The sequence below is a fragment of the Halobacteriovorax sp. HFRX-2_2 genome (genome assembly GCF_043196705.1).
Classification (GTDB): Bacteria; Bdellovibrionota; Bacteriovoracia; order Bacteriovoracales; family Bacteriovoracaceae; genus Halobacteriovorax_A.
Window position 1 is genome coordinate 18,345 of record NZ_JBEBMT010000006.1, and the last position, 25,796, is coordinate 44,140.

A 25,796-nucleotide genomic window follows, 5' to 3' on the forward strand; every position below is an offset into this window, starting at 1 on the left:
AGACAGCCAAAGAACATGGAAAGAAGAGTACTAATTGCTAACCGTGGTGAGATTGCTTCACGTGTTGCAAAAGCTTGTCGTGAGCTTGGGCATACTGCAATTGGTATTTACACAGATAATGAACCACAAGGAACTCACTTACAATTTTGTGATGAGTGGGTATACCTTCCGGGAAATACAAACGCTGAGACATATCTAAATGTTGAAAAGCTTGTTGCTCTTGCTAAGGAAGTTAAGGCCGACGGTGTACACCCAGGTTACGGTTTCCTTTCTGAGAATAGAGATTTCGCAAATGCTCTATCTGATGCAGGGATTACTTTTATTGGTCCACACGTTGAGGCCATTAGAGTTATGGGTGATAAGGCAACATCTAAGAAACTAGCAAACGATGCTGGTGTTCCTACTGTTCCAGGTACAGATCACGCTGTTCCAACTGTTGATGAAGCAGTTGAAATTGCAGGTAGAATTGGTTATCCAGTTCTTCTAAAAGCTGTTGCCGGTGGTGGTGGACGTGGTATGCGTGCATGTAAGGACGAAGCAGAAGTTCGTGCTCAATTTGAAGCTGTTGGACGTGAGTCGATGGCAGCTTTTAATAACGGGGACCTTTTAGTTGAGAAACTAATTGTTAATCCACGTCACATTGAAGTTCAAATTCTTGCAGATAAGAAAGGTAATACTTTTCACTTCTTTGAAAGAGAATGTTCTGTACAAAGAAGACACCAGAAAATTATTGAAGAAGCACCATCTCCATTTATTGGAACAGATGAAGAGCTTCGTCAAAACGTTTGTGAGACGGCAGTTAAGCTTGCGAAAGCTGTAGACTATGACTCAGCAGGAACTGTTGAATTCATCATGGGTGAAGATAAGCAATTTTACTTCCTTGAGATGAATACTCGTATTCAGGTTGAGCACCCAATCACAGAAGAAATTACTGGTATGGATCTAATCGTTTGTATGATTCAAGCTGCATTTGGTGATGAGCTAGGAATTCCTTCTCAAGAATTCATTAGAAGATCAGGACATGCGATTGAGTGTCGTATTTGTGCCGAAGATCCAATTACAATGCTTCCAGCTCCAGGTCTTGTAACAGGTTTTGAAACAAACTTCCCACAAGGAACTCGTTTTGATCACTGTCTATACAAAGGACTTGAAGTAACTCCTGACTTTGACCCTATGGTTGGTAAGTTAGTTTGTAAGGGAATCGTTCGTGACGTTGCAGTTAGAAAAATGAATGCAGCTCTTGATGGACTATTCATTGAAGGACTAAAAACAAATCTTCCTCTTCTAAAAGAAATTATGACAGAGAAGAACTTTGTTGAAGGTCACTACTCAACAGCTTACATTGGTGAAGTAGCACCTCAGAACAACGTGAAGACAGACCTAGATCATATTAAGCTTTATACGATCATTGCTGGTTCTGAAGCACGTAGGATGGGTATCTAAGATGAGAACATATTTAATTAATGATAATGAAGAAGTAATTGTTGATTTAACAAGAACTAAAGTTCACGATCACAGCTTAGTTGAGTTTGATTTTTCTACATTAAAAGAAGGTGAAAGAAGCCTTCACGAAACAATGTGGTTAAGAAAGCTTTGTGGCCAATATTTTATCTCTAGAGATAATAAAACTTGGAAGAAGATCCCAAGACAAGATCTTCCATCAAGAGTTGTGAACGTTGATAAGGTTTACTCTCTATTTAGAGGGTACAAGCCATCTGGTTTAGGTGGAGCTGACGCTGGTGAGCTCCTTACTAAAATGCCAGGTAAGGTTGTTAAGATCAATGTTGAAGTTGGTCAAGCAGTTAAGGCCGGTGAAACTCTAATTATTCTTGAGGCCATGAAAATGGAGAATGAGATTAAGAGTGGAATCGACGGAACTGTTAAAGCAATTCACGTTAAGGAAGGGGACGCCTTAGAAGAAAACGTCCTCATGTTAGAAGTAGAAGCATAGGACGCAAGTCAAGGAGAGCAAATGTCTTTTAATAATGGACAAGCACCAAGGAATGACTTCGAAAAAATGAAACAAGATTTAGATAAGGGGCTCAAGTTACTTGGGCCCTTTTTTGTATTTATTGTTTTAGTTATTTTCGGGTACACATCTTTTTACACTGTTGAGCCTGATGAAGAGGCCGTGGTAATCCGTCTGGGGAAGTATATTAATACGAATACTCCAGGTCTTCATTTTAAAATTCCATTTGGAATTGATGAAGTTATCAAGGTTAAGGTTAAAACAGTTCTTCAAGAAGAATTTGGATTTAGAACAAAGAGTACAAGATCTCGTCGTTCATCTTATTCAGGTGACAATTTTGATAATGAGTCCCTCATGCTAACAGGTGACTTAAATGTCGCTTCTGTTGAGTGGGCGGTTCAGTATCAAGTAAGAGATCCGTTTAAGTTTATTTTTCAAACAAGTGAACCAGTAAGAAATATTCGAGACATCTCTGAATCGATTATGAGAAGAGTCGTTGGGGATAGATCGGTTACTGATGTACTAACTGTTGGAAAGGTTGAGATTGAAGCTGATGCAAAAATTTTAATGCAAGAAGTGATTGATAAGTACGACATGGGAGTTTCAATTATCTCGGTAAAACTTCAAGATGTTAATCCTCCTCAGGTTGTTAAGGCTTCATTTAATGAAGTTAACGAAGCGAAACAAGAACAAGAAAAGGCCATCAACGAAGCTGAGGGTGCTTATAACAAGGTTATTCCTGAAGCACGTGGTAAGGCAGAGAAAATGGTTTCTGAAGCTGAAGGTTATGCTGCTGCTCTTGTGAACCGTGCAGAAGGGGATGTTGCGAAATTTAAGGAAATTCTTAAAGAATATCGTCGTGCTCCAAAAATTACAAAGAAACGCCTTTATATTGAAGCAATGGAAGGGCTTTATAAGAAGTACGATAATCTTACGATTATTGACCCTAAGGTTAAGGGGCTTCTGCCGATTTACAACCAAGGAGCTAAGAAATGAATAAAGTAGTAACTCTTATTGTTGTTGTATTTATTGGTTTAATTCTAGGAAAGCAGTCACTATTTATCGTTAGTGAAGGAAGACAAGCAATTATCACTGAATTTGGTAAGCCTGTTGGAAAGCCAATTACAAATGCAGGTTTACACTTCAAGAAACCTTTTGTTCAAGATGTTCGTTTTGTTGATAAACGTATTCTTAGCTGGGATGGTTTTCCAAATCAGATCCCTACAAAAGATAAGAAATTCATTAAAGTAGATACTACGGCAAGATTTAAAATTATCGATGCTCTTAAATTTATCCAAACTGTACGTAATACAGAAGGTGCGAAAAAGAGAATTGATACAATCTTAGACTCAGCAACAAGAAATGTAATTTCATCTCATGATCTTGTAGAGGCCGTACGTAACTCTAATGCTATTATTGAAAAGTTAAATGCAACTAAAGTAGATGTTAACGAAATTGAAGAAGAAATAACTGGTGATATCGAAGATGTAAGCGTTGGTAGAGAAAAATTATCTCAACTAATCGTAAGCAAAGCCGATGGAGAGTTAGAACAATTTGGTATTCAATTAATTGATGTACAATTAAGACGTATTTCATATGAGAAGTCAGTAGAGCGTAAAGTTTACGAGAGAATGATTTCTGAACGTCAAAGAATTGCGCAAAAGATTAGATCAATTGGTGAAGGAGAAAAGGCCAAGATTGAAGGTCGTTTGGTAAAAGATTTACAAACAATTCAATCAGAAGGTTACAAGAAGTCACAATTGATTAAAGGTCGTGCTGAAGCTAAGGCATCAGCAGTTTATGCGAAGGCATTTTCTCAAGACCCAAGCTTTTTCGAGTTTGTAAGATCTCTAGAAGCATATAAAACGTCAATTAAAGGTAAAACTAAGTTTATAATCTCTAATGATAACGAATTTTTAAAATACTTGAGGTAAGCATTGATTGAATATGTAATTGCAGAAAATCCAGATGATCGCGTATTACAAAAAGTCTCACAAGCTCTTAATAATGGAGAGCTTGTGTGCTTACCAACTGATACGAGTTGGGTCGTTATCGCTTCCCCTTTTAATAAGAAAGGGATTGAAAGAATCTATAAATATAAGAATGCTCCAAAGCTAAAGGCTTTTTCACTTCTGTGTGACTCGATTTCGATGGCCTCAGATGTTGCCAATATTGATGATGGTGTTTTTCGCTATATTAAGCGAATCATTCCAGGTCATTATACGTTTATTTTCAATGCAAATAAGAAAATCACGAAGGCCGTGGCAGCAAATAAAACTGATCATGAAGTAGGGATTCGTTTTGTTCCATCGACACTAATTACTCGCTTACTGGATATACATGGAGAACCGGTTTTATCGAGTAATGTAGATTTGGATAAGTTTACACCTGCTCTCTCTTCTTATGATGAATTATTTTCTTATATGATTGAGGAATCATTAGCGGGAGTTGTGTCTCTTATTGTTGATCCAGGAGAGCATGAGTTTGTAGGCTCATCAACTATTGTTGACTTCACTAATGGTGAAGCTGATGTCATAAGACAAGGTGCTGGAATTCTTAAGTAATTTCAGGCCTTTATCGTATTTTTCTAATGTTAATTAAATAGACAAGGTACTGAAATTTTTCAATTTTCAGTATCTTGGTACCTTTTTCTTCTATATTACAATCTATGTTAAAGAAGAAAATACTCCTCCTATCTTTCCTGCCTTATTTGGCCCTGGCCAATAACTTTATCGAAGTTAAGGTTCATGATCTCAATGTTTCGAAGCAAGATGATATCTTTGGAAGATTAGGCTACATGGAATACGAGAGTGCTATTATTTCTCGTGACACTCTTTCGTTTAATATCTCTGATCGAAATAAAAGTAAATCAAGTGCTGAGGTTTATTTTAAAAATAATCAGTTAAAACTTGATAATGGAATGATGACTGCTCAATTTGATATGAGTGGTAATACATTTTTAAATACATTAGATAAATTAAAAATAAGTAATGCTGAAACAGCTATAAATGCTACTTATTTTAATATAAATGGTTCTAGTTTCTATATGGATAGAGAGGGTCTAGAGTTAAACGCAAATAACTTCTTTGTTTTCTGTACAACTAATGACCCAGAATATGATATGGCAACTGGAGATGGGATTGTTAAAGGATGTATGACTGAACTTAATATTACGCCTAAGTCATATAAAAAGCCTGTGAACTTTATCTTTAAGAAGAAGTTGGAAGATGGGGCCACGTTTACGGCAAGTGGTGATATCGGTACGATGCAATTACAAGCGGCCAGGTTTTTACAAGTTGCTTCACCACTACTTGTTATGGATTATAAGCAATATGATGTACAGGCAAAGTCTGTTGATCTTAAATGTGAAAAAGATGAGGATCTTGTCGAAATCGATTCAGATTCTCTTATGAGTGGTTGTGAAAATACTGCGGCCTTAAATGTTCCAAAGATTTTAGTTTCTAACTCAAAAGAAAAGACAAAATTTTATTTTGATATCGATACATTAAATGTGAAAAGTGAAAGATTAAATTTTCATTCAGATATCTTTCAATTTATAGATACTAAGAAGTCTGTCACAGTAAAAGACCTTGATGTTAAGTGCCAAAAATTAATTCAGTCAGACTTATTAGATATACCTTCAATGATTAAAGAATGTTTAATTGATGGCTCTATTGAAATTGATAAGTTGAAAACGAGTGAGGATGTTAAGATAGTAACGGACCCACGTGGACGTGTCGTATCTAGGCAGATAATTTCGAATCGTTATAAGAACTTAGAAATAGATACTTATAGGCCATTAGCAAATCTAAGCTTGGATAAATCTAACCTTTCAGATATTTCAATTAAGATTACTAATGGTGTCGCTAAAGTTAAGGCACATGCATATAAGAATGTTCTTTTGAAGAAGAATTTTGATGTTGATCTGACGGCAAGTGTTTCTTTTAATGAAAAAGATTCTCAAATTATTTTGGATGTTACAGATGTTGTTGTTCCATTTGGTTTTATCAAAGTTAAGTGGATTTGGTTAATTGAGAAAATTATTAAGAATGCTATCGTAGGGAGTAATGTTACCTATGATGATGGTAAGTTCTATATTTCGATCTAGGAGATTGAATGAAGTTTATTAAATTATTTGTTATTTCTTTTGTTGCATCATTTGCTTTTGCAAATTCGACAAATATTAACTGCCAAGGTGGTGGATACTCTTTTAATGTTAACGAAAATAAGGCCATCATTAAAACTCTAGAATCCACTTATGATGTTTCCGTAAAGCAATCGGGGTCTAATTATACAGGAGTTCTTAAGGCAGAGGGATTCCTCGGTTTCCGCTTTATTTTGAAAGGAAATGAAGGAGAGTTAAAGCTTGTTGGCCCTAAAAGTATAACGAAGAAAATGAAATGCTTAGTTGTTAAATAATATATGAATTAATTTATTTGCAGCACTTAGGGGCGTTTCAACTTCATTTAAAATATTATCATTTAACTTTGTCCATTCTGATTGAAGAGATGGATTGGCCTTAACCTTATTTTCAAGCAATTCATTAAATAGTTTCTTAAGCCAGTCTTGATTTTGTCTTTTTCGCTTTAGCTGAATTTTTTCTTGGTTTTCTTGGTAGATTTTTTCAATTAATTCCCAATATTCAGTTACGCCTTTATTCTCTAAGGCGGAGGCCATCATTACATTTGCACCGATTTTTTGTTCTGTTTTAATCACGCCAAGAGCTGACTTGTATTGAACCATTGTATCGTGTGCTTTTTGTTTATTATCACCATCTGCTTTATTGATAACGATATTGTCACAGAGTTCAATGATTCCCTTTTTTATCCCTTGAAGTTCATCACCTCCACCTGGAAGTAGAAGTACAGTGAATAAGTCCACAATATTTGCAACGTCATATTCAGACTGACCGACACCAACTGTCTCAATAAGAACAACATCATAGCCTGCAGCTTCACAGGCCAGCATAACTTCTCTTGTCTTCAGAGCAACTCCACCTAGGTTTCCAGATGAAGGAGTAGGGCGAATAAAAGCATTTTTTTCTTGGGCCAGCTTCTCCATTCGAGTCTTGTCGCCAAGAAGGCTTCCTCCACTTAAAGGGGAGCTAGGATCAATTGCTAGGACTGCAACCTTTAGGCCCTTATTAATTAAGTGAAGTCCCAGGGATTCGATAAATGTCGATTTACCAACCCCTGGTGTTCCAGAAATACCGATACGAATTGATTTTCCTGTTAAGGGAAGAATTTCGTTTAAGAGTGACTGAGCTTCTTTCTGGTGCTCGGCCTTCTTACTTTCGATTAAAGTGATGAATTTAGAAAGTGATCTAATATTTCCACTTTTTAATTTCTGGATATCTATTTGCATTACTTTTGAGCCTCTTTGATTTTTGTAATTACATCTTTTGCGGCTTCTGCAATTGTTGTTCCTGGCCCGTAGATACCTTTAACACCTGCTTCATATAAGAAGTCATAGTCCTTTCTAGGGATTACTCCTCCAGCAACAACGATGATATCTTCAGCATCAAGTTTTTTAAGCTCTGCGATTAGTTCCGGGATAAGAGTCTTATGTCCGGCCGCAAGTGAAGATGCCCCAACAACGTGTACATCATTTTCAACTGCTTGCTTTGCAACTTCTTCAGGAGTTGAGAAAAGTGGAGAAAGGTCGACATCGAAACCTACATCAGCATAGGCCGTTGCTACAACTTTTGCTCCTCGGTCATGTCCATCTTGTCCCATTTTAGCAACTAAGATTCTTGGACGACGTCCAAAATCTTTTTCGAATTGATCAATTTCATTCTTAATGCTCATCCATTCCTCATCACTTTCAAATGATTTACCGTAAACACCTGAAACAGTTTTAGTGTTTGCATTGTAGCGTCCCCACTCTTTTTCGAGTGCGTAAGTGATTTCACCAACACTACAACGAGCTTCCATTGCTTCAACCGCAAGCTCTAGGCCGTTTCCGTTACCAGTTTTAGCATAGTACTCAAGCTTGGCCATGCACTCACTAACTTTTGCTTCATCTCGTGATTCACGAATTTCTTCAAGTCTTTTGATTTGCTCATTAAGTACTTGAACATTATCGATTTCAAGAACTTCAACATGGTCTTCTTTTGTTGGCTTGTATTTGTTAACGCCTACAATTACATCTTCGCCGCGATCAATACGTGCTTGCTTTAGCGCCGCAGATTCTTCAATCTTAAGTTTAGGAAGTCCTGTTTCGATTGCCTTGGCCATGCCTCCAGCTTCTTGAATTTCCTTGATAAGACCACGTGCTTTGTCTGCAATCTCTTTTGTTAGAGTTTCCATCATGTATGAGCCACCCCATGGATCAACAGTATTAGTAATACCAGTTTCTTCTTGAAGGATGATTTGAGTATTTCTTGCAATACGAGCTGAGAATTCTGTCGGAAGGGCAATTGCTTCATCAAATGAATTTGTGTGAAGAGATTGAGTTCCACCGAATACTGCGGCCATTGCTTCAATAGTTGTACGAATAATATTATTATATGGATCTTGTTCCGTTAGAGACCAACCAGAAGTCTGACAGTGAGTACGTAACATCTTTGATTTAATATTCTTTGGTTCATACTCTTCAACGATTTCAGACCATAGAAGTCTTGCGGCACGAAGCTTTGCAATTTCCATGTAGAAGTTCATCCCAATACCAAAGAAGAATGAAAGTCTTGGAGCAAATTGATCAATCTGCATCCCTGCTTTAATTGCTGTATCGATATACTCTTTCCCATCTGCAAGTGTATAGGCAAGCTCTAGGGCAGCGTCAGCACCAGCTTCTTGAATGTGGTAACCAGAAATTGAGATTGAGTTAAATTTTGGCATATTGTTCGAAGTATATTCGAAAATATCTGCGATAACTTTCATCGAAGGAGCCGGAGGGAAGATATAAGTATTTCTTACCATAAACTCTTTTAGAATATCGTTTTGGATAGTTCCTGAAAGTTGATCAAGTGATACTCCTTGCTCTTTTGCAGCAACGATATATCCTGCGAGTACCGGAAGAACGGCACCGTTCATTGTCATCGATACCGATACTTTATCTAGTGGGATTCCATCGAAGAGAACTTTCATATCTTCAACAGTATCAATGGCCACACCAGCTTTCCCAACATCGCCTTTTACTCGAGGGTGATCTGAATCGTAACCTCTGTGAGTTGCAAGATCGAAGGCAACAGAAACACCTTGTCCACCAGCGGCCAGTGCTTTCTTGTAAAAGTCATTTGATTCTTTAGCTGTTGAAAATCCAGCGTATTGACGAATCGTCCACGGACGACCTGTATACATCGTTGCTCTTGGACCTCTGATAAATGGGTCCATTCCAGGCATAGTGTCTGTAAGGTCATTATTTTCAATATCTGCTTTCGTATAAAGGGCCTTCATCTCAATTCCTTCTGGAGTTTGAGTTACTTTAATCCCTTTTCCTCTTGATTCTTTTTCTGCTAGTTCTTTCCAAGTATCTAACTTACTCATTTATTCTCCTTCAAACCATTTTACTACGACGTGATCAATGCCTGCTCTTTGGGCAGCTTCGATTCCTGTAGGTGAGTCTTCAAAAATTAGACATTCATGTGTTTGAGCTTTAAAAAAATCCTGGGCCAATAAGTATGGAGCAGGATTAGGCTTTGTATAATCTACTTCTCTTTCTGTAATAATTTTTTCAAAGTAACTATCTAATTCACAATGTTTTAAGATTGGATGAGTCACTTCATATTGACTTGCTGTCACAAGAGCAAGTCGAGTACCACTATCTCTTAGACGATTTAGTAGTTCGTGAATATTTCTATGTCTTATATTACTTGCGTCGGACTGGCCAATGAGTTCGACTAATGCTTCATTTTTCCTTATGAGATATTCTTCTAAGCTATTAAGGCCTAGTGCTTCTTTAATCATTGGAAAAACCTCGCCATCAGACATGCCATAGGTTTCTTCCATTGTTGGAATTTTCTTTCCATTGCATAGATTTTTAACAACTTCATAATGAAGTGGCTCACTATCTAAGATTGTTCCATCCATATCAAAGAAGATATAAGGTCTTGTTTTTGCAATGGCCAAAATTTCATCAATAACAGTGCTATCTAAAACACTGAAATTACTAAGCTTTTTTCCGATCGAATTCATTCCAACTTTATACCATAAAAACCTAGGAATTTGTTTCGTTGTTGTATTGCGTTATGAGATTAAGTTATAATTTATAGACACGGAGGAGATTGTGAAAAAGCATACGACCAACATTTCTCTTGAACCTTCACTGCAGGCATATTTCTATGATGAACTGCATCGTATAAATCTTAAAAGGCAAAATCCTTTACCTCAGTTATCTATATTTTACTCTTCCTTAGTCATGGATAAATTTGGACTTTCTCAACATTATTTCGAAGAGCAAAAAGATGGAAGATTAAAAGAGAAGACACTTGGGTTAAAACTCTTACAAACCGAGCACTTAAGTGAACGGGAAAAGAAAAGAGAGTTACGTGATATTGCAGATACAGCATTATTTCTATGTGGATACTTTTCTAATTCAGTTAATGAGAAGATTATTGATTTAGGATACTACTGTGAGATTGGTAAAACTGCATATCAAAAACTCGATTGTTATCAAAACACATTTTACGATTTTAATGGCTTCTTTAAGGAGCTCGCTTCGCAGTTTTATGACATCACTAATTTGATGAGCTTACTGCAAAGCGATTACAACTTAAATGAAGAGCAGTACTTGCTCTTTACTAAGGATGTATCGTAGTTGGAATACTATTATCGATAGTTTTTCCAACTGTAATTGTTATCCAATTTTGTTTTAGAACCTTTTTGATGATTTTTTGAAAGTCTTCATATTTAAAGTTTCTAATTTCTTCGTTTGATTTATAGAAGTAATCAACACCAAGGCCGTGAAGGGCCGGAACAGAGTAGACATTTGCATAATCATCATTAACTTGTAGGTTAAGTTGATTTTGTCCATCAATCATCATCTTAATGCGATCAAAGTTTGATTTAGAAAGACCTTCCTTTTGAAGTTTAGATAAGATGGTGTTGATAGCATTGATTGCTTCAACTGTTTTATCATGACCGCTGGCCATGTAGATCCCCCAGTACCCAGCTTCAAGAGCATTCATATGAATTGGCTGGGCAACATAGCAAAGTCCTTTACGATCTCTAACATCAACAAAGAGTTCTGATGACTGGCCAGATAGGTGTGTTGTTAACATCTTAAAAACAACATTTTCCTTCGCCGTAAGTTTTTTTGTTTGCGTTGCAATTAGGATTTGAGTTTGTTCACGATCAAAATCAATATGTTTTTCAACCGTTTTAATTGGAACAACTTTCTTCGCTTCTTTCTTCTTTCCTTTTCTTGGTTTTAGCCCTTCAAAGTAGAATTCTACTTTTTCCTTTACTTCATCGAGAGAGAGATCTCCACAGAAAGTGATAAGCATCTCTTTTGTTTTTAAGTTTCTTTCATGAAGCTTTGCAAGGTCCTCTTTCTTTATGGCCTTAACTGATTTTTCGGTTCCAATAGTTGAAAGGGCATAAGGGTGACCTTTAAAAAGTAGGTTTGTTGCTTCGTTAAAGCAGTGTCTTGTCGGATCTGACTTATTTGCTTCAATAGTTCTAAAGATCAACTTCTTTTCATGTGCAATGAATTTCGCTTGAAATGTTGGATGAATCAGTGACTTAAAAAAATGTTTTGAAAGGTCAGAGAAGTACTCACTTTGACCGTGCATTGTCATTCCGTAAGCGTTCTTTCCCGAAAAGCTATTAAACATTGTCGACTTATTGTCGAGGTCTAGTTTCAGCTTTTCATAGCTAAGGCCTTTGTAACCCTTTGTTAGCTGAGAGCTCATAAGACTATAGATACCATTTGTTTTAGTCGACTCATCAACAAGCCCACCTTTTAAGTACGCGTGCATTACAAATGTAGGTGTAATAGCATTATAGCGATAAAGTAGTTTGATTCCTGGTTTGATTTCAACAATTTGAGTTGCCGGGTCATTCTTAGATTTTGTGGCCTTAATCGCTTGTTCTTTTTTATTCTTCTTAAGCTTTGCAATTTTATTCTTAAACTCCACTAGCTTTGGTTTAAAGTCTTGTGGCCTTAATTCATTTGGGATTTGTAAACTTAAGTGAAGTGAGCGTCCAAAAATATCTGAGTATTTTTTATTAACTTCTTTTAGGCTAGTTTTTTTGATCTTGCTAATAAACTCTTGCTCGATTTCAAGATCCTTAGCTCCTGCATAACTACTTCCTAAAGAGAAGGCGTAGGACTCTAAAGATTCTTTCTCATAAATCTTAGCTGCTACATATTGATTTTTAATTTTTTTAATATCATTTTCTTTAAGGCCAACAGTTGTTGCTTCTGAGATTGTCTTCTCTAGTTCATGCATAACTTTTTGGTAATTTTCTTTTGGGAAATTGATTCTTAAAAAATGTATCCCACCATCTGCGAAGAACATCGAAGAAGAAGTACAGTTATTGGCAATCGTATTATTTAAGACAAGATTCTTATATAGTGGCGATGTCTCTCCGTATCCAAGGGCATTATATGCGAGATCTTCTCCTGCTGCACCATCTGACTTCATTGGAGGACATTCAATGGCCATTGTCAGTTGGCACATACGAACGTCTTTTTTATGTATTTCAATTGTAGACTTCTTATGGAGTGAAAAAGAAGGTCTCTCTGAACGCTTCCCTTTTGGAAGTTCGTAACCCTCGATTGTTTTAATATATTTCTTTTTATTCTTTAAATCCCCTGCGACTACTAAGAATGCGTTAGCATTATTGTAGTGGTTATTTCTGAAATCAATTAACTGCTTTTGTGTGAAATTTTTGATTGTTTGTTCATTTCCAAGAATTGGGTGTGCATAGCCACCGTTAAAAGACATTTCTTGAATTCTTTGGAAAGAAAATTGGCCTGGGTTATCTTGGCTACGACGATATTCTTCGAAAACTACTTCTCTTTCAGGAATCAGATCTTCTTGATTGAACATTGGATTAGAAACCATATCCATGATGATATCAATTGATGTATTAAAGTAAGCAATAGGTGAGTTAATATAGTAGCAAGTGTAGTCAAAAGAAGTGAAGGCATTTACTTCACCACCAAATGATTCTACATCATGGGCTATTTTAGCTCCTGGTCTTTTCTGTGTTCCCTTAAAAAACATATGCTCTAGGAAGTGTGCGATACCAAAATTTGATTCATCTTCTAGAGTTGAGCCTGCTCGAAACCAAATTTGTACAGATGCACTTGTATTTCCTGGAACATCAACAAAAATGACTTCCAAACCATTATTTAACTTTTCTATTTCATATTTCATTTACATTGCCTTTTAATTTTAGGTATTTGTTAATTATAGTCTGGGTTACAAAAAAATAATATGGAAGAAATAAAGTCGTTATATATCCATTTCCCGTTCTGTCGTCACCTGTGTAATTATTGTGACTTTTTTAAGTCAATTAAAGAGAACGATGGGCAACTCGATGATTTCGAAAGACTCTTTGCAGATATGTCTACAAAGCATAAGTCGATTCTAGATAGTCATGGCGCTACTCTTAAAGAGTTAGAGTCTCTCTATATTGGTGGAGGAACGCCGAGTTTATGGGGAAGTCGTGGAGCCTACTTCTTAAGAGATTGGTTGTCTGACAATAAGATTTCTTTGAAAGAGGATTGTGAATTTACTCTTGAGGTAAATCCTGGGGCATGGACGGAAGAGACTTTGAGTAGTTGGCGAAGTATTGGAGCGAATCGCTATTCTTTAGGGGTCCAATCACTAAACCCGAACTTCTTAAAAATTATCGATCGGGTCCACAATATTGATGATGTTCACGAAACATTAAAATATTTTAATAAAGGAAATTATAATTTCTCTGTGGACTTTATGATTGGCCTGCCATTTTCTAAAAAGTACAACCGCGATATTATAGCTGAGCTAAGTGAAATTCTTACATATAACCCAAGTCATATAAGTCTTTATATTCTGACTGTTCCAAAACATTATAAGCACTACGATGAATTACCTGACGAAGAGTGGATAAGTGATGAATATATAAAAGTCGCTAACTTCCTCGCTATCAATGGTTTCAAGCACTACGAAGTTTCAAATTTTGCTAAAGCGGATAAAGCATCAATTCATAATTTAAATTACTGGAAGATGGAATCTGTTGCAGCGATTGGCCCTTCTGCTACTGGCTATATCAAAAATAATCGTTATCGCTATAAGTGGAAAACTAAAGGGGCCGAAGTAGTCGAAGAAAATCTTAATGAAGACGAGTTTCAGATTGAGCGACTTTATATGAATTTACGCTCGAGTGTTGGCTTTCCTGTTAAAGATTCTTACTGGGGTGACCTTAGTGAGCTCGTTCAGTCACTTAAGTCTCGTGGATTGGCCATGGCCGGACGCGATCATTTTTATTTGACGTCCCGCGGCTTTCTTATCCTTGACTCAATTATTGATGAAATATTTAAAATTTCTAAGTGATTTCAGATAGTTGTAAAGTATATCGAAAAAAAATCATTGCACAACGTTGACACTGGGCCAAAGAATACCATCTTTAGGATAGAGATAAATTTAAAGAGGTAGTTGAAATGTCTGAAACTCAAGTTAATGAAGAAAATGAAAAAGAACTAGGGCCTGAAACTAATGAAGAAACTCAGGAAACTTCTCAAGTAGAAGATACAGAAACTGAAAATGAAGTTTCAGAAGAAATGAAAGAGTTAATGGAATTTAAAGACAAGTTCTATTATGTAGCAGCTGAGATGGAAAATCTTAAAAGACGCCATGAAAAGCAACTACAGGATCAGATTAAGTTTGGAACAGAAAAAGTGATGATGGGTCTTTTAGATGTTGTTGATAACTTAGAAAGAACTCTTCAGGCGATTGAAAGTGATGAAGATGATAAGGTTAAAAATATTTACACTGGTGTAGATATGGTAAAAAACCAGTTTCTTGAAACACTTAAGTCGAATGGGTTAGAAAAAATTGAAACAGAAGGTAAGATTTTTGATCCACATTTTCACGAAGCCATGGCACAAATGCCAGCAGAAGGAAAAGAAGATCAAGAGATCGTACAAACATATCAAAACGGTTACTCACTAAACGGTAGAGTGATTAGAGCAGCAAAAGTAGTAGTAGCAAAAAACTAATTATATAAAGGAGATTATAATGGGAAAAATTATTGGAATCGACTTAGGTACAACTAATTCATGTGTTTCTGTTCTTGAGAATGGAAAATACAAAATCGTAGCAAACGCAGAGGGACACAATACAACTCCATCTGTTATTGGTTTCGCAAACAATGGTGAAACTCTTGTAGGTCAAGTTGCAAAAAGACAAGCTGTAACGAACCCTTCAAAAACTCTTTATGGGATTAAGAGACTTATTGGTCGTAAATTTAATACACCAGAAGCAAAGTCATTTGCTGACGTTGCTCCATTTGAAATTTTTGCAAATGACAATGGTGATGCATGGGTAAAAGTTGATGGGAAAGCAATGTCTCCTCAAGAAATCTCTGCAAAAGTTCTTCAAAAGCTTAAGAAAGCGGCAGAAGATTACTTAGGTGAAACAGTTACTGAAGCTGTAATTACAGTTCCAGCATATTTTAATGACTCTCAAAGACAAGCAACTAAAGATGCAGGTAAGATTGCAGGTCTTGAAGTAAAAAGAATTATCAACGAGCCAACTGCTGCGGCACTTGCTTATGGACTAGAGTCTAAGCAAGATAAAAACATTGCAGTATTTGACCTTGGTGGTGGTACTTTTGATATCTCAATTCTTGAGATCACTTCAGACGGTGTATTCGAAGTAAAAGCAACTAATGGTGATACATTCCTTGGTGGTGAGAACTTTGATGAAAAAATCATTAACTTCCTTGCTGAAGAGTTCCTAAAGTCTGACGGAATCGATTTAAGAAAAGACCAAATGGCACTTCAAAGACTAAAAGAAGCTGCTGAAAAAGCTAAGCATGAGCTATCGAATGTTAACTCGACAGATGTTAACCTTCCATTCATCACTGCAGATGCTTCAGGTCCAAAACACTTAAACGTAAACCTTTCAAGAGCTAAGTTTGAATCTCTAATCGGTGATCATTTAACTGCTCTTGCTAAGCCATGTCTAACTTGTCTTGAAGACTCTGGTCTTGAGAAGAGCGAAATCGATGAGGTAATTCTTGTTGGTGGTTCAACTCGTATCCCAGCTGTTCAAGAGAGAGTTAAAGAAATCTTTGGTAAAGAAGCTTCTAAAGGTGTTAACCCTGATGAAGTTGTAGCTGCAGGTGCTGCAATCCAAGGTGGTGTACTAGCTGGTGACGTAAAAGACGTTCTACTACTAGACGTAACTCCACTAACTCTAGGGATCGAAACTCTAGGTGGTGTTATGACTCCACTAATTGAGAAGAACACGACTATTCCATCGAAGAAGTCACAAACTTTCTCAACTGCTGTTGATAACCAACCAGCTGTTACAATTCACGTATGCCAAGGTGAGCGTGAGTTTGCTAAAGATAATAAGTCACTAGGACGTTTCGACCTAAGTGGTATTGCACCGGCTCCAAGAGGTGTTCCACAGATCGAAGTTACTTTTGATATTGATGCTAACGGTATCGTACACGTTTCTGCTGTAGACAAAGCAACTGGTAAATCTCAAGAGATTAAGATTACTGCTGGTTCAGGTCTTTCAGATGAAGAAATCGAAAGAATGGTACAAGAAGCAGAAGCTAACAAAGAAGCAGATAAGAAGGCACGTGAGATTGTTGATACTAGAAACAATCTAGATGCACTTATCCTAAGCTGTGAAAAAATGATCAAAGACAGTGCTGATAAAATCTCTGAAGACGATAAGTCTAAGTTAGAAGCAGCAATCAATGAAGCTAAAGGTAAGCTTCAGTCTGAGAATCTTGATGAGTTAAAAGCAGCTCAAGAAGCTCTAACGAACGCTTCACATGCAATCGCTCAGCAAATGTACCAACAACCAGGTGCTGAAGCTGGTGCTCAGCAAGCTGGTCCAGAAGCAGATGCAGGTGCAAATGCAGGATCAAATAAGCAAGACGACGATGTTGTTGATGCTGACTTTAAAGAAGTTTAATTAGAAATATAGAATTGAAGGGAGCCCTGTGCTCCCTTTGTTCGTTAATAGAGAATTAAAAATATGAGTGATAAAAGAGATTATTACGATATTCTAGGTGTCGCAAAAGGCGCTGATAAAGCTGAGATTAAGAAGGCTTATCGCAAGATGGCCATGAAGTATCACCCTGACCGTAACCCTGATAACAAAGAAGCTGAAGCTAAATTTAAAGAAGCTTCTGAAGCAGCAGAGGTTTTACTAGATGATGGAAAACGTCAGCGCTATGACCAATTTGGACACGCTGGTGTAAATGGCCAAGCTGGTGGCTTCGGTGGCGGTGGCTTCCAAGGTGGATTTGGTGATTTCGGTGATCTAGGTGATATCTTTGGAGATATCTTTGGTGACATGATGGGCGGTGGTGGCCGTGGTCGTCGTGGAAGACGTCGCACAGGCGTTCCTGGTAATGACCTTCAAATGACTGTTAGTGTTTCATTTGAAGAAGCAGCATTTGGCGCTAAAAAGAAAGTTTCAATCAACAAAGAAACAACTTGTGAAACTTGTTCGGGGTCTGGTGCTAAAGCAGGCTCAGAACCAACAACATGTGATATGTGTCACGGAGCTGGTGAGGTTCGTCGCCAACAAGGTTTCTTCACTGTTGCTTCAACTTGTCCTAAGTGTCAGGGTTCAGGAACAATGATCAAAGATCCTTGTGGAACTTGCCATGGCCAAGGCCGTAAGAAGAAAAAAGTTGAACTTGAAGTAACAATTCCTGCAGGTATTGATCATGGGCAGCGTCTAAAACTTTCTGGTGAAGGTGATGCAGGTGCTCAAGGTGGACCAAACGGAGATCTTTATATTGTTGTGGATGTTAAAGAGCACGAAATCTTTAAGCGTGAAGGTTTCAATGTTCTCTATACTGTACCAATTAGCTTCTCACAAGCGGCCCTTGGTGCAGAGGTAGAAGTCCCAACTTTAGATGGTAAGGTTGTTGTTGATCTTCCTCCTGGTACTCAGTCTGGAAAGAAAATGAGACTTAAGGGGAAGGGGATCCAAAAGCTTGGTGGATATGGAACAGGTGATGCAATTCTAACTGTTCATGTTGAGACACCGACTAAGCTATCTAAGGAGCACAAGGAATTACTTGAGCAACTTGCTAAGCTAGAAGGAAAGCAGTGTCATCCAATGAGCACTGGTTTCATCGATAAAGTTAAAGAATTATTTAGTTAATTCAATATATGCACGGGAGACTGAGTGAATTAGTCTCCCATGTTTATAAAATCCTAATATTTCTCCTGTTTTCATCTATCTATATTTCAAATAAAATAGACCATACAAAATTAAAAAAGGTCGACTATGTTTAAGTATATTTCTCTAATTTTAATCACACTTCTTGTGAGTTGCGGTGGTATCCAAATGATCAACCGAGACACTTCACATCTTTATACTGAAAAGTTTTTAAAAGATTTTGATGTAGCTAAGAAGAGTTTCGTTGATGGAAATAAGGAATTAGCACTAGGTCAACTTAATGCAATTCAGGATGCTAAGTTAAGACCAGCTGAACTTGCTACTAAGACAAATTTAATTGGTGTTATCAATTACTCAAACCAAAACTATGAACAAGCAATCTTTCAATTTAACCTAGCTTTAAATAGTTCAGGTGAAGATGGTCAACTTAATGCTCAGATTAAACTTAATCTTGCGAGCAGTTATTATAAGCTTGGTGATCTAGAGAATACTTTCAAAACACTTGATGGAACGGACTCAAGATGGCTTCTAAACCGAGACTTAGAAAATTTTCATAAATTACGCTACCGTGTTTCAAAAGAACTTGATTTTCAAGCGGTTGCGCTGGATTCACTACTTTGGTTAAACTCTGGTGCCAATACTGTTGATGAATTAAAAGAGAAGAAGTTCTATGGGCAACTTGTTACTCAGTACTTCATTGTTGATCAAGCGGAACGTGTACGATTAGTGCAAGATTTTAAAGAGGGGAAGGACTTTGTTTGTGCCTATCTTTCGTACTTAGAAATTGAGCAATTAATTAATCAAGGAAATAAAGGTAAGGCACAAGAAGTAGGGGATTGGGTTAAGTCTCAATATAGTATGTATCCTGAGGTCATTGCCCTAGTTACGGCTCGTTTTGAAAATTTGAAGAAGTATAGCAAAATTAATCTTCGATCAATTGGAGTTGTTCTTCCACTTACGGGTGACAAGAGTAAGTTTGGAAAGAGAGCGCTTGCTGGTATTGATCACGCTGTCCGCAAATATAATGAACAGAATTCAACGAAGCCAAACTTTCAACCAATCCAGATTAAAATCTTTGATAGTATGGGAAGTGCCATTGTCGGAAAAGAGAAAGTTCGTGAAATGATTGAAAGAGAGAACTCTTCAATTATTATCGGTGGACTCTTGAAAGATGAAGCAAAGGCGCAATATGAAGCCGCTAGAAAGTATGGAGCATTTTTTATTTCGCTATCTCAAATTTATACAAGCAAAGATGATAAAGGACACTTACTAATTGAAGTACCAGGTTCAGTAGAGTCTCAAGTATCATTATTATTCTCTGAGAAATATCTTTCAAAATTTGGAAATAAGGTATCAATTATTTATCCAAATACAGATACTGGTTATTCATATGTTGATTCTGCATGGAAGATGGCCGAGAAGGCCGGTGCCGAAATTGTTAGTATTCAATCATTTGATACTAATCAGACAGACCACAGATCAACTGTTGCTAAGATCCTAGGTCTATACTTTACACGTGAAAGACAAGAAGAGTTTGAACTTCTAAAGTCTGTTCATAAATTAGAAGGTAATACATCAATTAGACGTGTCCAGACACTTGGCCCAATTGTGGACTTTGATTGGGTTCTACTGCCTGCAGCTCCAAATGATGCCCTTCAACTAATTCCATCTTTTAACTACTACGATGCATTTAATGTAAATTTAGTAGGAGGTCCAAACTGGAGATCAAGAAGAATCTCAAGGGAGACTTCTAAGCTAGGTAAGCTATACTTTGTGGATTCTGAAGTGCCTCAGGGAGACTCTGGCTTCGTTTCTAGTTATCAATCGCGCTATGGACAACGTCCTGGTGTTGTTGAAATCCTGGGCTTTGAGGGGATGGCACTTGCTGCTAATGTACTATCGTTAGGTGACTTTACAAGCCGTGATGAACTTGAAAGAACGCTGGTTAATGCGAAGAAGGTTGCTGGAATAACAGGTTCTTGGAGGCTTGAAGATGACGTGTGGATGAAGGACATGAGTCTCATGAGCCTATACCGTGGTCGTTTAAATAAAGTGAATTTGACTATTGAAAAATCGGTTGAAAAATCAATTGAAGAGGAAGTAAGTAACTGACGCTAATGCGCCAGTTATATTACTTCTTAGCAGCGTTGATTCTGCGTAAAATTCTTGCTTTTTTCTTAAGTTGAGCTTTTTTCTTGCTCATTTTAGCAATAGTTTTCTTTCTACCTGCACCCATAATCTTTCCTTTTGCGTAGTGTTAGAAAATAGTCTGGTTATACTAAAAAAAAATATCGATTTTGACAAGGGCCAAGTCATTTTTATAGGAATGCGCGGTGCTAAACTTGTTATTAATGGTTGTCAATAAAATGACCTAAATGGTACATTTTACATATATAAGCAAACGGATTGCTAATCAAAAGGTATAATGGAATGTGCGCTGCAAAGAAAAAAGTAGCAGCTAAGAAAAAAGCTGCGAGCAAAACGACGAAAAAAACGACTAAAAAAGTTGCTAAAAAGAAAGCTACAAAGAAAAAAGCTGTAAAGAAAACTTCTTCACGTAAAGCAAGTTCTCCTACACAGGCTAGCTTATCAACTGCATTTGTTGATGAACTTTCTCTTAATACAAAGGCGAAGTCTCCGGAACTAGGTGCTAACCTAGAAATGAAGAAGGCTGCTCTTAGAGCACGTCGTATTCACTGGAACGAAGATAAGCGCAAGATCGCAATTGATATGCTTGAGCGCTACACAGGTCACGACTTTAGAGACTTCCAACAACAAATTATCTTAACAAATTTTCACTACTACGTTGAAAGATTCAATGCTCTTCTTGATGACCATGTTTATACACAAGGTTCAGCTTTTAAGGCTTCAAGTTCTAAGAAAGCAAAAGTAACGATTATTGAATTTGGTGTAGGTGCTGCAATGGCCGCCCTTATTGGGGAGCTTATTTCAGTTATCCACCCGAAGGCCGTTCTATTCTTAGGTCTTGCAGGTGCTGTTCACCCTTCTCTGAAAGTTGGTGACTTCGTACTTCCTATCGCTTCGATTAGAGCTGAAGGTGTTACTGAGCACTTTCTTCCTAGGGAAGTTCCTGCCCTTCCAACATTTAAAGTACAAAAATTCGTTTCTCAAATATTATTAGAACATGGGCATGATTACCGTACTGGAACGATCCACTCTACAGATTATAGATTCTGGGAGTTTGATGATCGTTTTAAAGAACGCTTAATTGAGCAAAGAGTTTTAGCTGTTGAAATGGAAACGGCCGCTCTATTTGTTTCGTGTTTTGTAAGTAAGGTAAATATTGGAGCATTACTATTAATCTCTGATTGTCCAATGACTAAGGATGGTATTAAAACGAAGAAGTCTGCTAAGTCGGTCTTCAAGAAATATACAGATATTCACATCGAGCTAGGAATTGAGGCAATGGCAGACATTGCTGACCGTGGTGAGAATATCAGACACTATCATTGGTAAAATTTTATAAAGGAATATGAAATGTTAAAGCAATTTTTTAATTTCTTCTCAAACGATCTTGCGATCGATTTAGGTACGGCAAATATTCTTGTTTACGCTAAAGATAGAGGGATCATTGTTAATGAACCTTCTGTTGTTGCTGTTCACCAAGGGTATAAAGGAACTGGATCAAAAGTTCTTGCTGTTGGTTCTGAAGCAAAGCAAATGCTTGGTCGTACACCTGGATCTATTCAAGCTATTCGTCCTATGAGAGATGGAGTAATCGCTGACTTTGAAGTGACAGGTGCGATGCTTAAGTACTTCATTCAAAAATCACTATCAGGTTCGAAGCTTGTTAAGCCAAGAATCATTATTTGTATTCCTTTTGGAATTACTCAGGTTGAAAAACGTGCAGTTAAAGAATCTGCTGAGCAAGCAGGTGCGCGTGAAGTATATTTAATTGAAGAGCCAATGGCCGCAGCAATCGGTGCTGGACTTCCAATTACTGAGCCTTCTGGAAATATGATCGTTGATATTGGTGGTGGAACGACTGAAGTTGCAGTCATTTCACTTGGTGGTATCGTTTACTCTCAATCTGAAAGAGTGGCCGGTGATAAATTTGATGAAGCAATTGCTTCATATATTAAGAAAAAATACTCATTATTAATTGGTGAAAGAACTGCAGAGCAAATCAAAATGTCGATTGGTAATGCATATCCATTTGATGATGAAGTAAGAACATATGAAGTTAAGGGACGTGACCTTGTAGCAGGTGCACCTAAGATTATCGAAGTTACTTCTGACGAAATCAGAGATGCTCTTTCTGATCCAATTGCAGAAGTTGTCGAAGCAATTAAAACTTCATTAGAAAAGACACCTCCTGAGCTAGCTGCCGATATCGTTGATAACGGAATTATTCTAGCTGGTGGTGGTTCACTTCTAGCGAACCTAGATGTTTTAATTAAAGAAAGAACTGGTCTTCCTGTAGCTCTTGCTGAAGATCCACTTACTTGTGTTGTTCGTGGATGTGGTAAGGCACTAGAGTCAATCGATCTTTTAAAACAAGTAGCGACTCTATCATAAGTCGAAGATAGGTTTACAATTGAATTCTAAAAATCTTTTTATCGAATTAGAGCTCTCTGATATAAAATTAAAAATCAGGGAGCTCATTGCCACTAAGAGTAAATTAAAAATTTGGACTAACTCACAGCAAGTTGCTTCTGTTGAGATTTTTGCAATTGAAGAAGATACTCTAATTATTGATGATAATCACTCTCTTGATGGTGTTGTGATGGCGAACTTTAGTCTTCGCTATATGAGCTACTTTTTTAAGGGTATCGTTGATGGTGGTAAATTAAAAATCGATGGTAAAGTATATCGAAGTGAAAGAAGAGCAGATATGAGATTCAATGTTTCGTATATGACATCTTCATATCTCTACTTTGATGCCGTTGAAGAAGATCTGCCTTCTGCAGATAACGTTCTTCACTTCAATAAATCAAAAAATAAAGAAGATTCATTCATTAAAGATTTCTCTACATCGATGAGTGACTTTCCTGAATTAAGAGGTGCTAAGTTAATTGATATTTCAAGTAATGGTGCTTCCTTTGTTATGTCTCTTCAAGATTTCAAAAACTTTTCAAATAAGAAGTTCTCAATGGGGACTTTAGTTTTAGAAAAGAATTCGTATGATATCTCTAATATCCAAAAAGTTTACGATATCGATTATGTAAACTTTAGGCTCGATAATATTCCAATGAAGAAAATTGGTATTAAGTTTGAGAGTAATGGCGAGCTAGAGTCATATCTACAAGAGCTTGATGATAAATCAATAATTTTAACTTCACTTGATGAGGAATTTAATAAGTATATTAATCAAAAAATAGAGGAGTAGTTTATGTTGCGACCTCTTGGTGTGCTTTTTCTATTCTTAATTGCTTCATGTAGTGTGCTAAACGAGGATTTAAACGATCAGCTAACGGCATCAACTAATCAATATAAGCAATTAGAAGTAAGTGGCGAGTATCTTGTTGATACAATGTCTGGTTTTAATAAAAATCATGAATATGTTAGAAAGACACAAATCATCTCTCCAGTTAATAGAAGCAAGGTCTATGAAAAGACTATTGTCATATCTAAAAGAAAGAAGATTTCTAATGATCTTTTCTTCTTAGTACCAATTAAGTACGAATCAACATTTTACTTAAATAATGATGTCTACACTGTAAGTGGACAGGTTGACTTAAAAAGAAGAAAGATTCTCTATAATCTAAATTCGCCTGAGTATAAATGGTTGGGACAACGTGAGTACGCTGTACCTCAAGGAGTAAAAGCAATTTGTTTTTATTCATCGATTATTGAATGTGCAAAGGTATCAGGATTTATTAAGAAGGCCATAGAGAAAAAAAATGGTGACATGAATTTTCATATTCTTTGGGAGAGCTTTCCATATTTCCAAGAACAATACTTAAATATTCCTAAAGAAATCCTTTCTGAAGCAAGATTGAGTTTTGATGAATTTGATAAAAAAGGAAATTATCGCTTTCTTTTAGCTGCTGGCGGCCAGGAGCAAGTGTATATATTAAATAAAAACTTAGATGTTGTTGGTCACTACTGGGCATCCCAGGGCCTATCAAAAGAGTTGGTTAAATGAAGCTATTCTTAAAATCTTTTTTTACATTATTTTTTGCAATCACAACGATATTTTTTGCTTTGAGATTAACTCCTGGCGATCCTGTCGAAAGATTACTTGGGCCTGAGGCCAAGGTAGAAGAGATTCAGAAGTATCGTGCTGAGCTTGGACTTGATAAAGGACTGGTTGAGCAATATGTAGACTTTGCAAAAGGAATCATCACTCTTGATCTAGGAAAGTCATTTTTTAAAAAAGAATCTGTCGTTACTCTTATTAAACAAAACCTACCACCAACGCTTGTGTTGGCCTTAATCTCAATTTTAATATCAACACCAATTGGAATTGGTATCGGTGTTATTTCTGCAATTAAGAAGTCGCAATTACCAGATACTGCCATACGTGTAATTACATTGACTCTGTTGTCATTTCCAATTTTCTCTTTGGCACCGCTGCTTGTTTTAGTTTTCTCAATTAAGCTTGGAATTTTTCCTGTTTCTCAGTGGGAATCTTTCATGCATATGGTAATTCCGGTGACGACATTAGTTCTTCCTTTATCATCTGTAATCGTTAGAGTAATGAGAAATAAGTATCTTGAAGAAGAATCACAGCTATGGGTTTTAGTGTTAAATGCAAAAGGACTTTCAAACTCGGCCATTGTTTATCGCTTGGTAAAGATTTGTATGCCGACGATTTTAAATGTCGTCGCAATTCAACTCTCTGTTGTCCTGGCCGGTACTGTTATTACTGAAACTATTTTTGATATTCCTGGACTAGGCTCTCTTTTATTTGAGGCCATTAACAATCGTGACTACCCGCTCGTTCAAGGGATAATCGCTTATTCAACAGTTATTTATATGCTTGTTTATGTATTAGTTGATTACTTAAATGAAAAAATTGATCCAAGGATAGGTTAGTGAGAAAGAAGAAAATAAATAATGAAATGATCTTCGGTGGCGTCATCCTTTCAATTTATATTGTATGGGCCTTGCTTTGGTTATTTATGAATGGTTTTAATTACACACCTTCAAGTATTATCTCTCATGAATTGTTTGCCCCTTTCTCACAAGATTATTTTTTAGGTACAGACATCAATGGAAGGAGCTTATTTAAGGTTCTTAGCGTTGGGCTTATTTATACAGTCGGGATTTCTCTTTTAATTAGTAGTAGTGCATGTGTCATTGGGATCGTTATAGGTTATCTATCTGCAATAAAAATTAAGTTTGTTTCTGAAGTAATGGATATGTTTACTAACTTAATCTTTATTTTTCCTAGTATTTTGCTCGCCATTTTAGTTATGTCATTTTCAGGACAATCTTTTACGGGATTAGTACTATGTCTTATTTTTACATCATGGCCTGGCTACGCTCGTATTGCTCGAGGAGAGACAATGCGTGTCCTAAATTTAGGGTATGTTGAAAGTGCAAGAG

At 36.8% G+C, this 25,796-nt stretch carries 23 protein-coding genes; 19 read left to right on the forward strand and 4 right to left on the reverse strand.

Annotated elements, in window-relative coordinates; genetic code table 11:
* Positions 1 to 15: 15 nt before the first annotated feature.
* The 7 genes from ABMA79_RS15645 (at position 16) to ABMA79_RS15675 (ending at position 6,388) form a co-directional block, all read left to right on the forward strand.
* Positions 16 to 1,443, forward strand: a complete 1,428-nt coding sequence (locus ABMA79_RS15645; RefSeq protein WP_393093802.1) for an acetyl/propionyl/methylcrotonyl-CoA carboxylase subunit alpha — start codon at positions 16 to 18, stop codon at positions 1,441 to 1,443.
* 1 nt (position 1,444) lies between these two features.
* The gene (locus ABMA79_RS15650; protein ID WP_392857963.1) at positions 1,445 to 1,951 is read left to right on the forward strand and encodes an acetyl-CoA carboxylase biotin carboxyl carrier protein subunit; all 507 of its coding nucleotides are present in this window, start codon (positions 1,445 to 1,447) and stop codon (positions 1,949 to 1,951) included.
* 21 nt (positions 1,952 to 1,972) lie between these two features.
* Positions 1,973 to 2,965: an FtsH protease activity modulator HflK gene (gene hflK / locus ABMA79_RS15655; RefSeq protein WP_393056826.1), complete on the forward strand. Its 993-nt coding sequence runs from the start codon at positions 1,973 to 1,975 to the stop codon at positions 2,963 to 2,965.
* Complete coding sequence (gene hflC / locus ABMA79_RS15660; RefSeq protein ID WP_392857962.1) at positions 2,962 to 3,903, forward strand: protease modulator HflC; 942 nt, start codon at positions 2,962 to 2,964, stop codon at positions 3,901 to 3,903. Before hflK ends, hflC begins: the two co-directional genes overlap by 4 nt.
* A 3-nt stretch (positions 3,904 to 3,906) precedes the next feature.
* Entirely contained in the window at positions 3,907 to 4,533 is a 627-nt protein-coding gene (locus tag ABMA79_RS15665; RefSeq protein ID WP_393093805.1) for an L-threonylcarbamoyladenylate synthase, read from the forward strand.
* A gap of 104 nt (positions 4,534 to 4,637) precedes the next feature.
* Positions 4,638 to 6,077, forward strand: a complete 1,440-nt coding sequence (locus tag ABMA79_RS15670; RefSeq protein ID WP_393093808.1) for a hypothetical protein — start codon at positions 4,638 to 4,640, stop codon at positions 6,075 to 6,077.
* Between the two features lie 8 nt (positions 6,078 to 6,085).
* On the forward strand, positions 6,086 to 6,388 hold the full coding sequence (locus ABMA79_RS15675; protein ID WP_392857956.1) for a hypothetical protein: 303 nt from the start codon (positions 6,086 to 6,088) through the stop codon (positions 6,386 to 6,388).
* Here ABMA79_RS15675 and meaB read toward each other — a convergent pair.
* From meaB to ABMA79_RS15690, 3 genes are read right to left on the reverse strand one after another with little or no spacing between them, the layout of a single operon-like run.
* Positions 6,374 to 7,333: a methylmalonyl Co-A mutase-associated GTPase MeaB gene (gene meaB, locus ABMA79_RS15680; RefSeq protein ID WP_392857954.1), complete on the reverse strand. Its 960-nt coding sequence runs from the start codon at positions 7,331 to 7,333 to the stop codon at positions 6,374 to 6,376. The two genes, ABMA79_RS15675 and meaB, sit on opposite strands and share 15 nt — an antisense overlap.
* A complete protein-coding gene (gene scpA / locus ABMA79_RS15685) occupies positions 7,333 to 9,456 on the reverse strand; it encodes a methylmalonyl-CoA mutase (RefSeq protein ID WP_392857952.1) in 2,124 nt (707 codons plus the stop codon). The genes meaB and scpA overlap by 1 nt, the downstream gene beginning before the upstream one ends.
* The gene (locus ABMA79_RS15690; RefSeq protein ID WP_393093811.1) at positions 9,457 to 10,104 is read right to left on the reverse strand and encodes an HAD family hydrolase; all 648 of its coding nucleotides are present in this window, start codon (positions 10,102 to 10,104) and stop codon (positions 9,457 to 9,459) included.
* Between the two features lie 91 nt (positions 10,105 to 10,195).
* On the opposite strand from ABMA79_RS15690, the gene ABMA79_RS15695 reads away from it, so the two are divergent.
* On the forward strand, positions 10,196 to 10,726 hold the full coding sequence (locus ABMA79_RS15695; protein ID WP_393093814.1) for a hypothetical protein: 531 nt from the start codon (positions 10,196 to 10,198) through the stop codon (positions 10,724 to 10,726).
* Here ABMA79_RS15695 and ABMA79_RS15700 read toward each other — a convergent pair.
* Complete coding sequence (locus ABMA79_RS15700; protein ID WP_392857946.1) at positions 10,710 to 13,295, reverse strand: M16 family metallopeptidase; 2,586 nt, start codon at positions 13,293 to 13,295, stop codon at positions 10,710 to 10,712. The two genes, ABMA79_RS15695 and ABMA79_RS15700, sit on opposite strands and share 17 nt — an antisense overlap.
* Before the next feature lie 60 nt (positions 13,296 to 13,355).
* On the opposite strand from ABMA79_RS15700, the gene ABMA79_RS15705 reads away from it, so the two are divergent.
* From ABMA79_RS15705 to ABMA79_RS15755, 11 genes are all read left to right on the forward strand, one after another.
* On the forward strand, positions 13,356 to 14,456 hold the full coding sequence (locus ABMA79_RS15705) for a coproporphyrinogen-III oxidase family protein (protein WP_393093817.1): 1,101 nt from the start codon (positions 13,356 to 13,358) through the stop codon (positions 14,454 to 14,456).
* 107 nt (positions 14,457 to 14,563) lie between these two features.
* Complete coding sequence (grpE, locus tag ABMA79_RS15710) at positions 14,564 to 15,121, forward strand: nucleotide exchange factor GrpE (protein ID WP_392857942.1); 558 nt, start codon at positions 14,564 to 14,566, stop codon at positions 15,119 to 15,121.
* A gap of 19 nt (positions 15,122 to 15,140) precedes the next feature.
* The gene (gene dnaK / locus ABMA79_RS15715) at positions 15,141 to 17,057 is read left to right on the forward strand and encodes a molecular chaperone DnaK (protein WP_392857940.1); all 1,917 of its coding nucleotides are present in this window, start codon (positions 15,141 to 15,143) and stop codon (positions 17,055 to 17,057) included.
* 63 nt (positions 17,058 to 17,120) lie between these two features.
* Positions 17,121 to 18,263, forward strand: coding sequence for a molecular chaperone DnaJ (gene dnaJ, locus ABMA79_RS15720; RefSeq protein ID WP_392857939.1), 1,143 nt, complete (start codon positions 17,121 to 17,123; stop codon positions 18,261 to 18,263).
* 126 nt (positions 18,264 to 18,389) lie between these two features.
* Entirely contained in the window at positions 18,390 to 20,393 is a 2,004-nt protein-coding gene (locus ABMA79_RS15725; RefSeq protein WP_393093820.1) for an ABC transporter substrate-binding protein, read from the forward strand.
* A gap of 318 nt (positions 20,394 to 20,711) precedes the next feature.
* The gene (locus tag ABMA79_RS15730; RefSeq protein ID WP_392857936.1) at positions 20,712 to 21,758 is read left to right on the forward strand and encodes an AMP nucleosidase; all 1,047 of its coding nucleotides are present in this window, start codon (positions 20,712 to 20,714) and stop codon (positions 21,756 to 21,758) included.
* Between the two features lie 21 nt (positions 21,759 to 21,779).
* Positions 21,780 to 22,820 (forward strand): rod shape-determining protein, encoded by a 1,041-nt coding sequence (locus ABMA79_RS15735; RefSeq protein ID WP_392857934.1) that lies wholly within the window; start codon positions 21,780 to 21,782, stop codon positions 22,818 to 22,820.
* A gap of 19 nt (positions 22,821 to 22,839) precedes the next feature.
* Positions 22,840 to 23,631, forward strand: coding sequence for a hypothetical protein (locus tag ABMA79_RS15740; protein WP_392909706.1), 792 nt, complete (start codon positions 22,840 to 22,842; stop codon positions 23,629 to 23,631).
* Positions 23,632 to 23,634: 3 nt separating this feature from the next.
* Positions 23,635 to 24,390, forward strand: a complete 756-nt coding sequence (locus ABMA79_RS15745) for a hypothetical protein (RefSeq protein ID WP_392857930.1) — start codon at positions 23,635 to 23,637, stop codon at positions 24,388 to 24,390.
* Entirely contained in the window at positions 24,387 to 25,283 is an 897-nt protein-coding gene (locus ABMA79_RS15750; protein WP_392857928.1) for an ABC transporter permease, read from the forward strand. The genes ABMA79_RS15745 and ABMA79_RS15750 overlap by 4 nt, the downstream gene beginning before the upstream one ends.
* Positions 25,283 to 25,796: ABC transporter permease (locus ABMA79_RS15755; protein WP_393093823.1), on the forward strand; the 514-nt coding region annotated here is incomplete at its 3' end. The genes ABMA79_RS15750 and ABMA79_RS15755, both read left to right, overlap by 1 nt.

Bases quoted from the DNA above. Each gene is read 5' to 3' on its own strand.
- ABMA79_RS15645 (WP_393093802.1), top strand. From the start codon at position 16: ATGGAAAGAAGAGTACTAATTGCTAACCGTGGTGAGATTGCTTCACGT.
- ABMA79_RS15650 (WP_392857963.1), top strand. From the start codon at position 1,445: ATGAGAACATATTTAATTAATGATAATGAAGAAGTAATTGTTGATTTA.
- hflK (WP_393056826.1), top strand. From the start codon at position 1,973: ATGTCTTTTAATAATGGACAAGCACCAAGGAATGACTTCGAAAAAATG.
- hflC (WP_392857962.1), top strand. From the start codon at position 2,962: ATGAATAAAGTAGTAACTCTTATTGTTGTTGTATTTATTGGTTTAATT.
- ABMA79_RS15670 (WP_393093808.1), top strand. From the start codon at position 4,638: ATGTTAAAGAAGAAAATACTCCTCCTATCTTTCCTGCCTTATTTGGCC.
- ABMA79_RS15675 (WP_392857956.1), top strand. From the start codon at position 6,086: ATGAAGTTTATTAAATTATTTGTTATTTCTTTTGTTGCATCATTTGCT.
- meaB (WP_392857954.1), bottom strand. From the start codon at position 7,333: ATGCAAATAGATATCCAGAAATTAAAAAGTGGAAATATTAGATCACTT.
- scpA (WP_392857952.1), bottom strand. From the start codon at position 9,456: ATGAGTAAGTTAGATACTTGGAAAGAACTAGCAGAAAAAGAATCAAGA.
- ABMA79_RS15690 (WP_393093811.1), bottom strand. From the start codon at position 10,104: ATGAATTCGATCGGAAAAAAGCTTAGTAATTTCAGTGTTTTAGATAGC.
- ABMA79_RS15700 (WP_392857946.1), bottom strand. From the start codon at position 13,295: ATGAAATATGAAATAGAAAAGTTAAATAATGGTTTGGAAGTCATTTTT.
- ABMA79_RS15705 (WP_393093817.1), top strand. From the start codon at position 13,356: ATGGAAGAAATAAAGTCGTTATATATCCATTTCCCGTTCTGTCGTCAC.
- grpE (WP_392857942.1), top strand. From the start codon at position 14,564: ATGTCTGAAACTCAAGTTAATGAAGAAAATGAAAAAGAACTAGGGCCT.
- dnaK (WP_392857940.1), top strand. From the start codon at position 15,141: ATGGGAAAAATTATTGGAATCGACTTAGGTACAACTAATTCATGTGTT.
- dnaJ (WP_392857939.1), top strand. From the start codon at position 17,121: ATGAGTGATAAAAGAGATTATTACGATATTCTAGGTGTCGCAAAAGGC.
- ABMA79_RS15725 (WP_393093820.1), top strand. From the start codon at position 18,390: ATGTTTAAGTATATTTCTCTAATTTTAATCACACTTCTTGTGAGTTGC.
- ABMA79_RS15730 (WP_392857936.1), top strand. From the start codon at position 20,712: ATGTGCGCTGCAAAGAAAAAAGTAGCAGCTAAGAAAAAAGCTGCGAGC.
- ABMA79_RS15735 (WP_392857934.1), top strand. From the start codon at position 21,780: ATGTTAAAGCAATTTTTTAATTTCTTCTCAAACGATCTTGCGATCGAT.
- ABMA79_RS15745 (WP_392857930.1), top strand. From the start codon at position 23,635: ATGTTGCGACCTCTTGGTGTGCTTTTTCTATTCTTAATTGCTTCATGT.
- ABMA79_RS15750 (WP_392857928.1), top strand. From the start codon at position 24,387: ATGAAGCTATTCTTAAAATCTTTTTTTACATTATTTTTTGCAATCACA.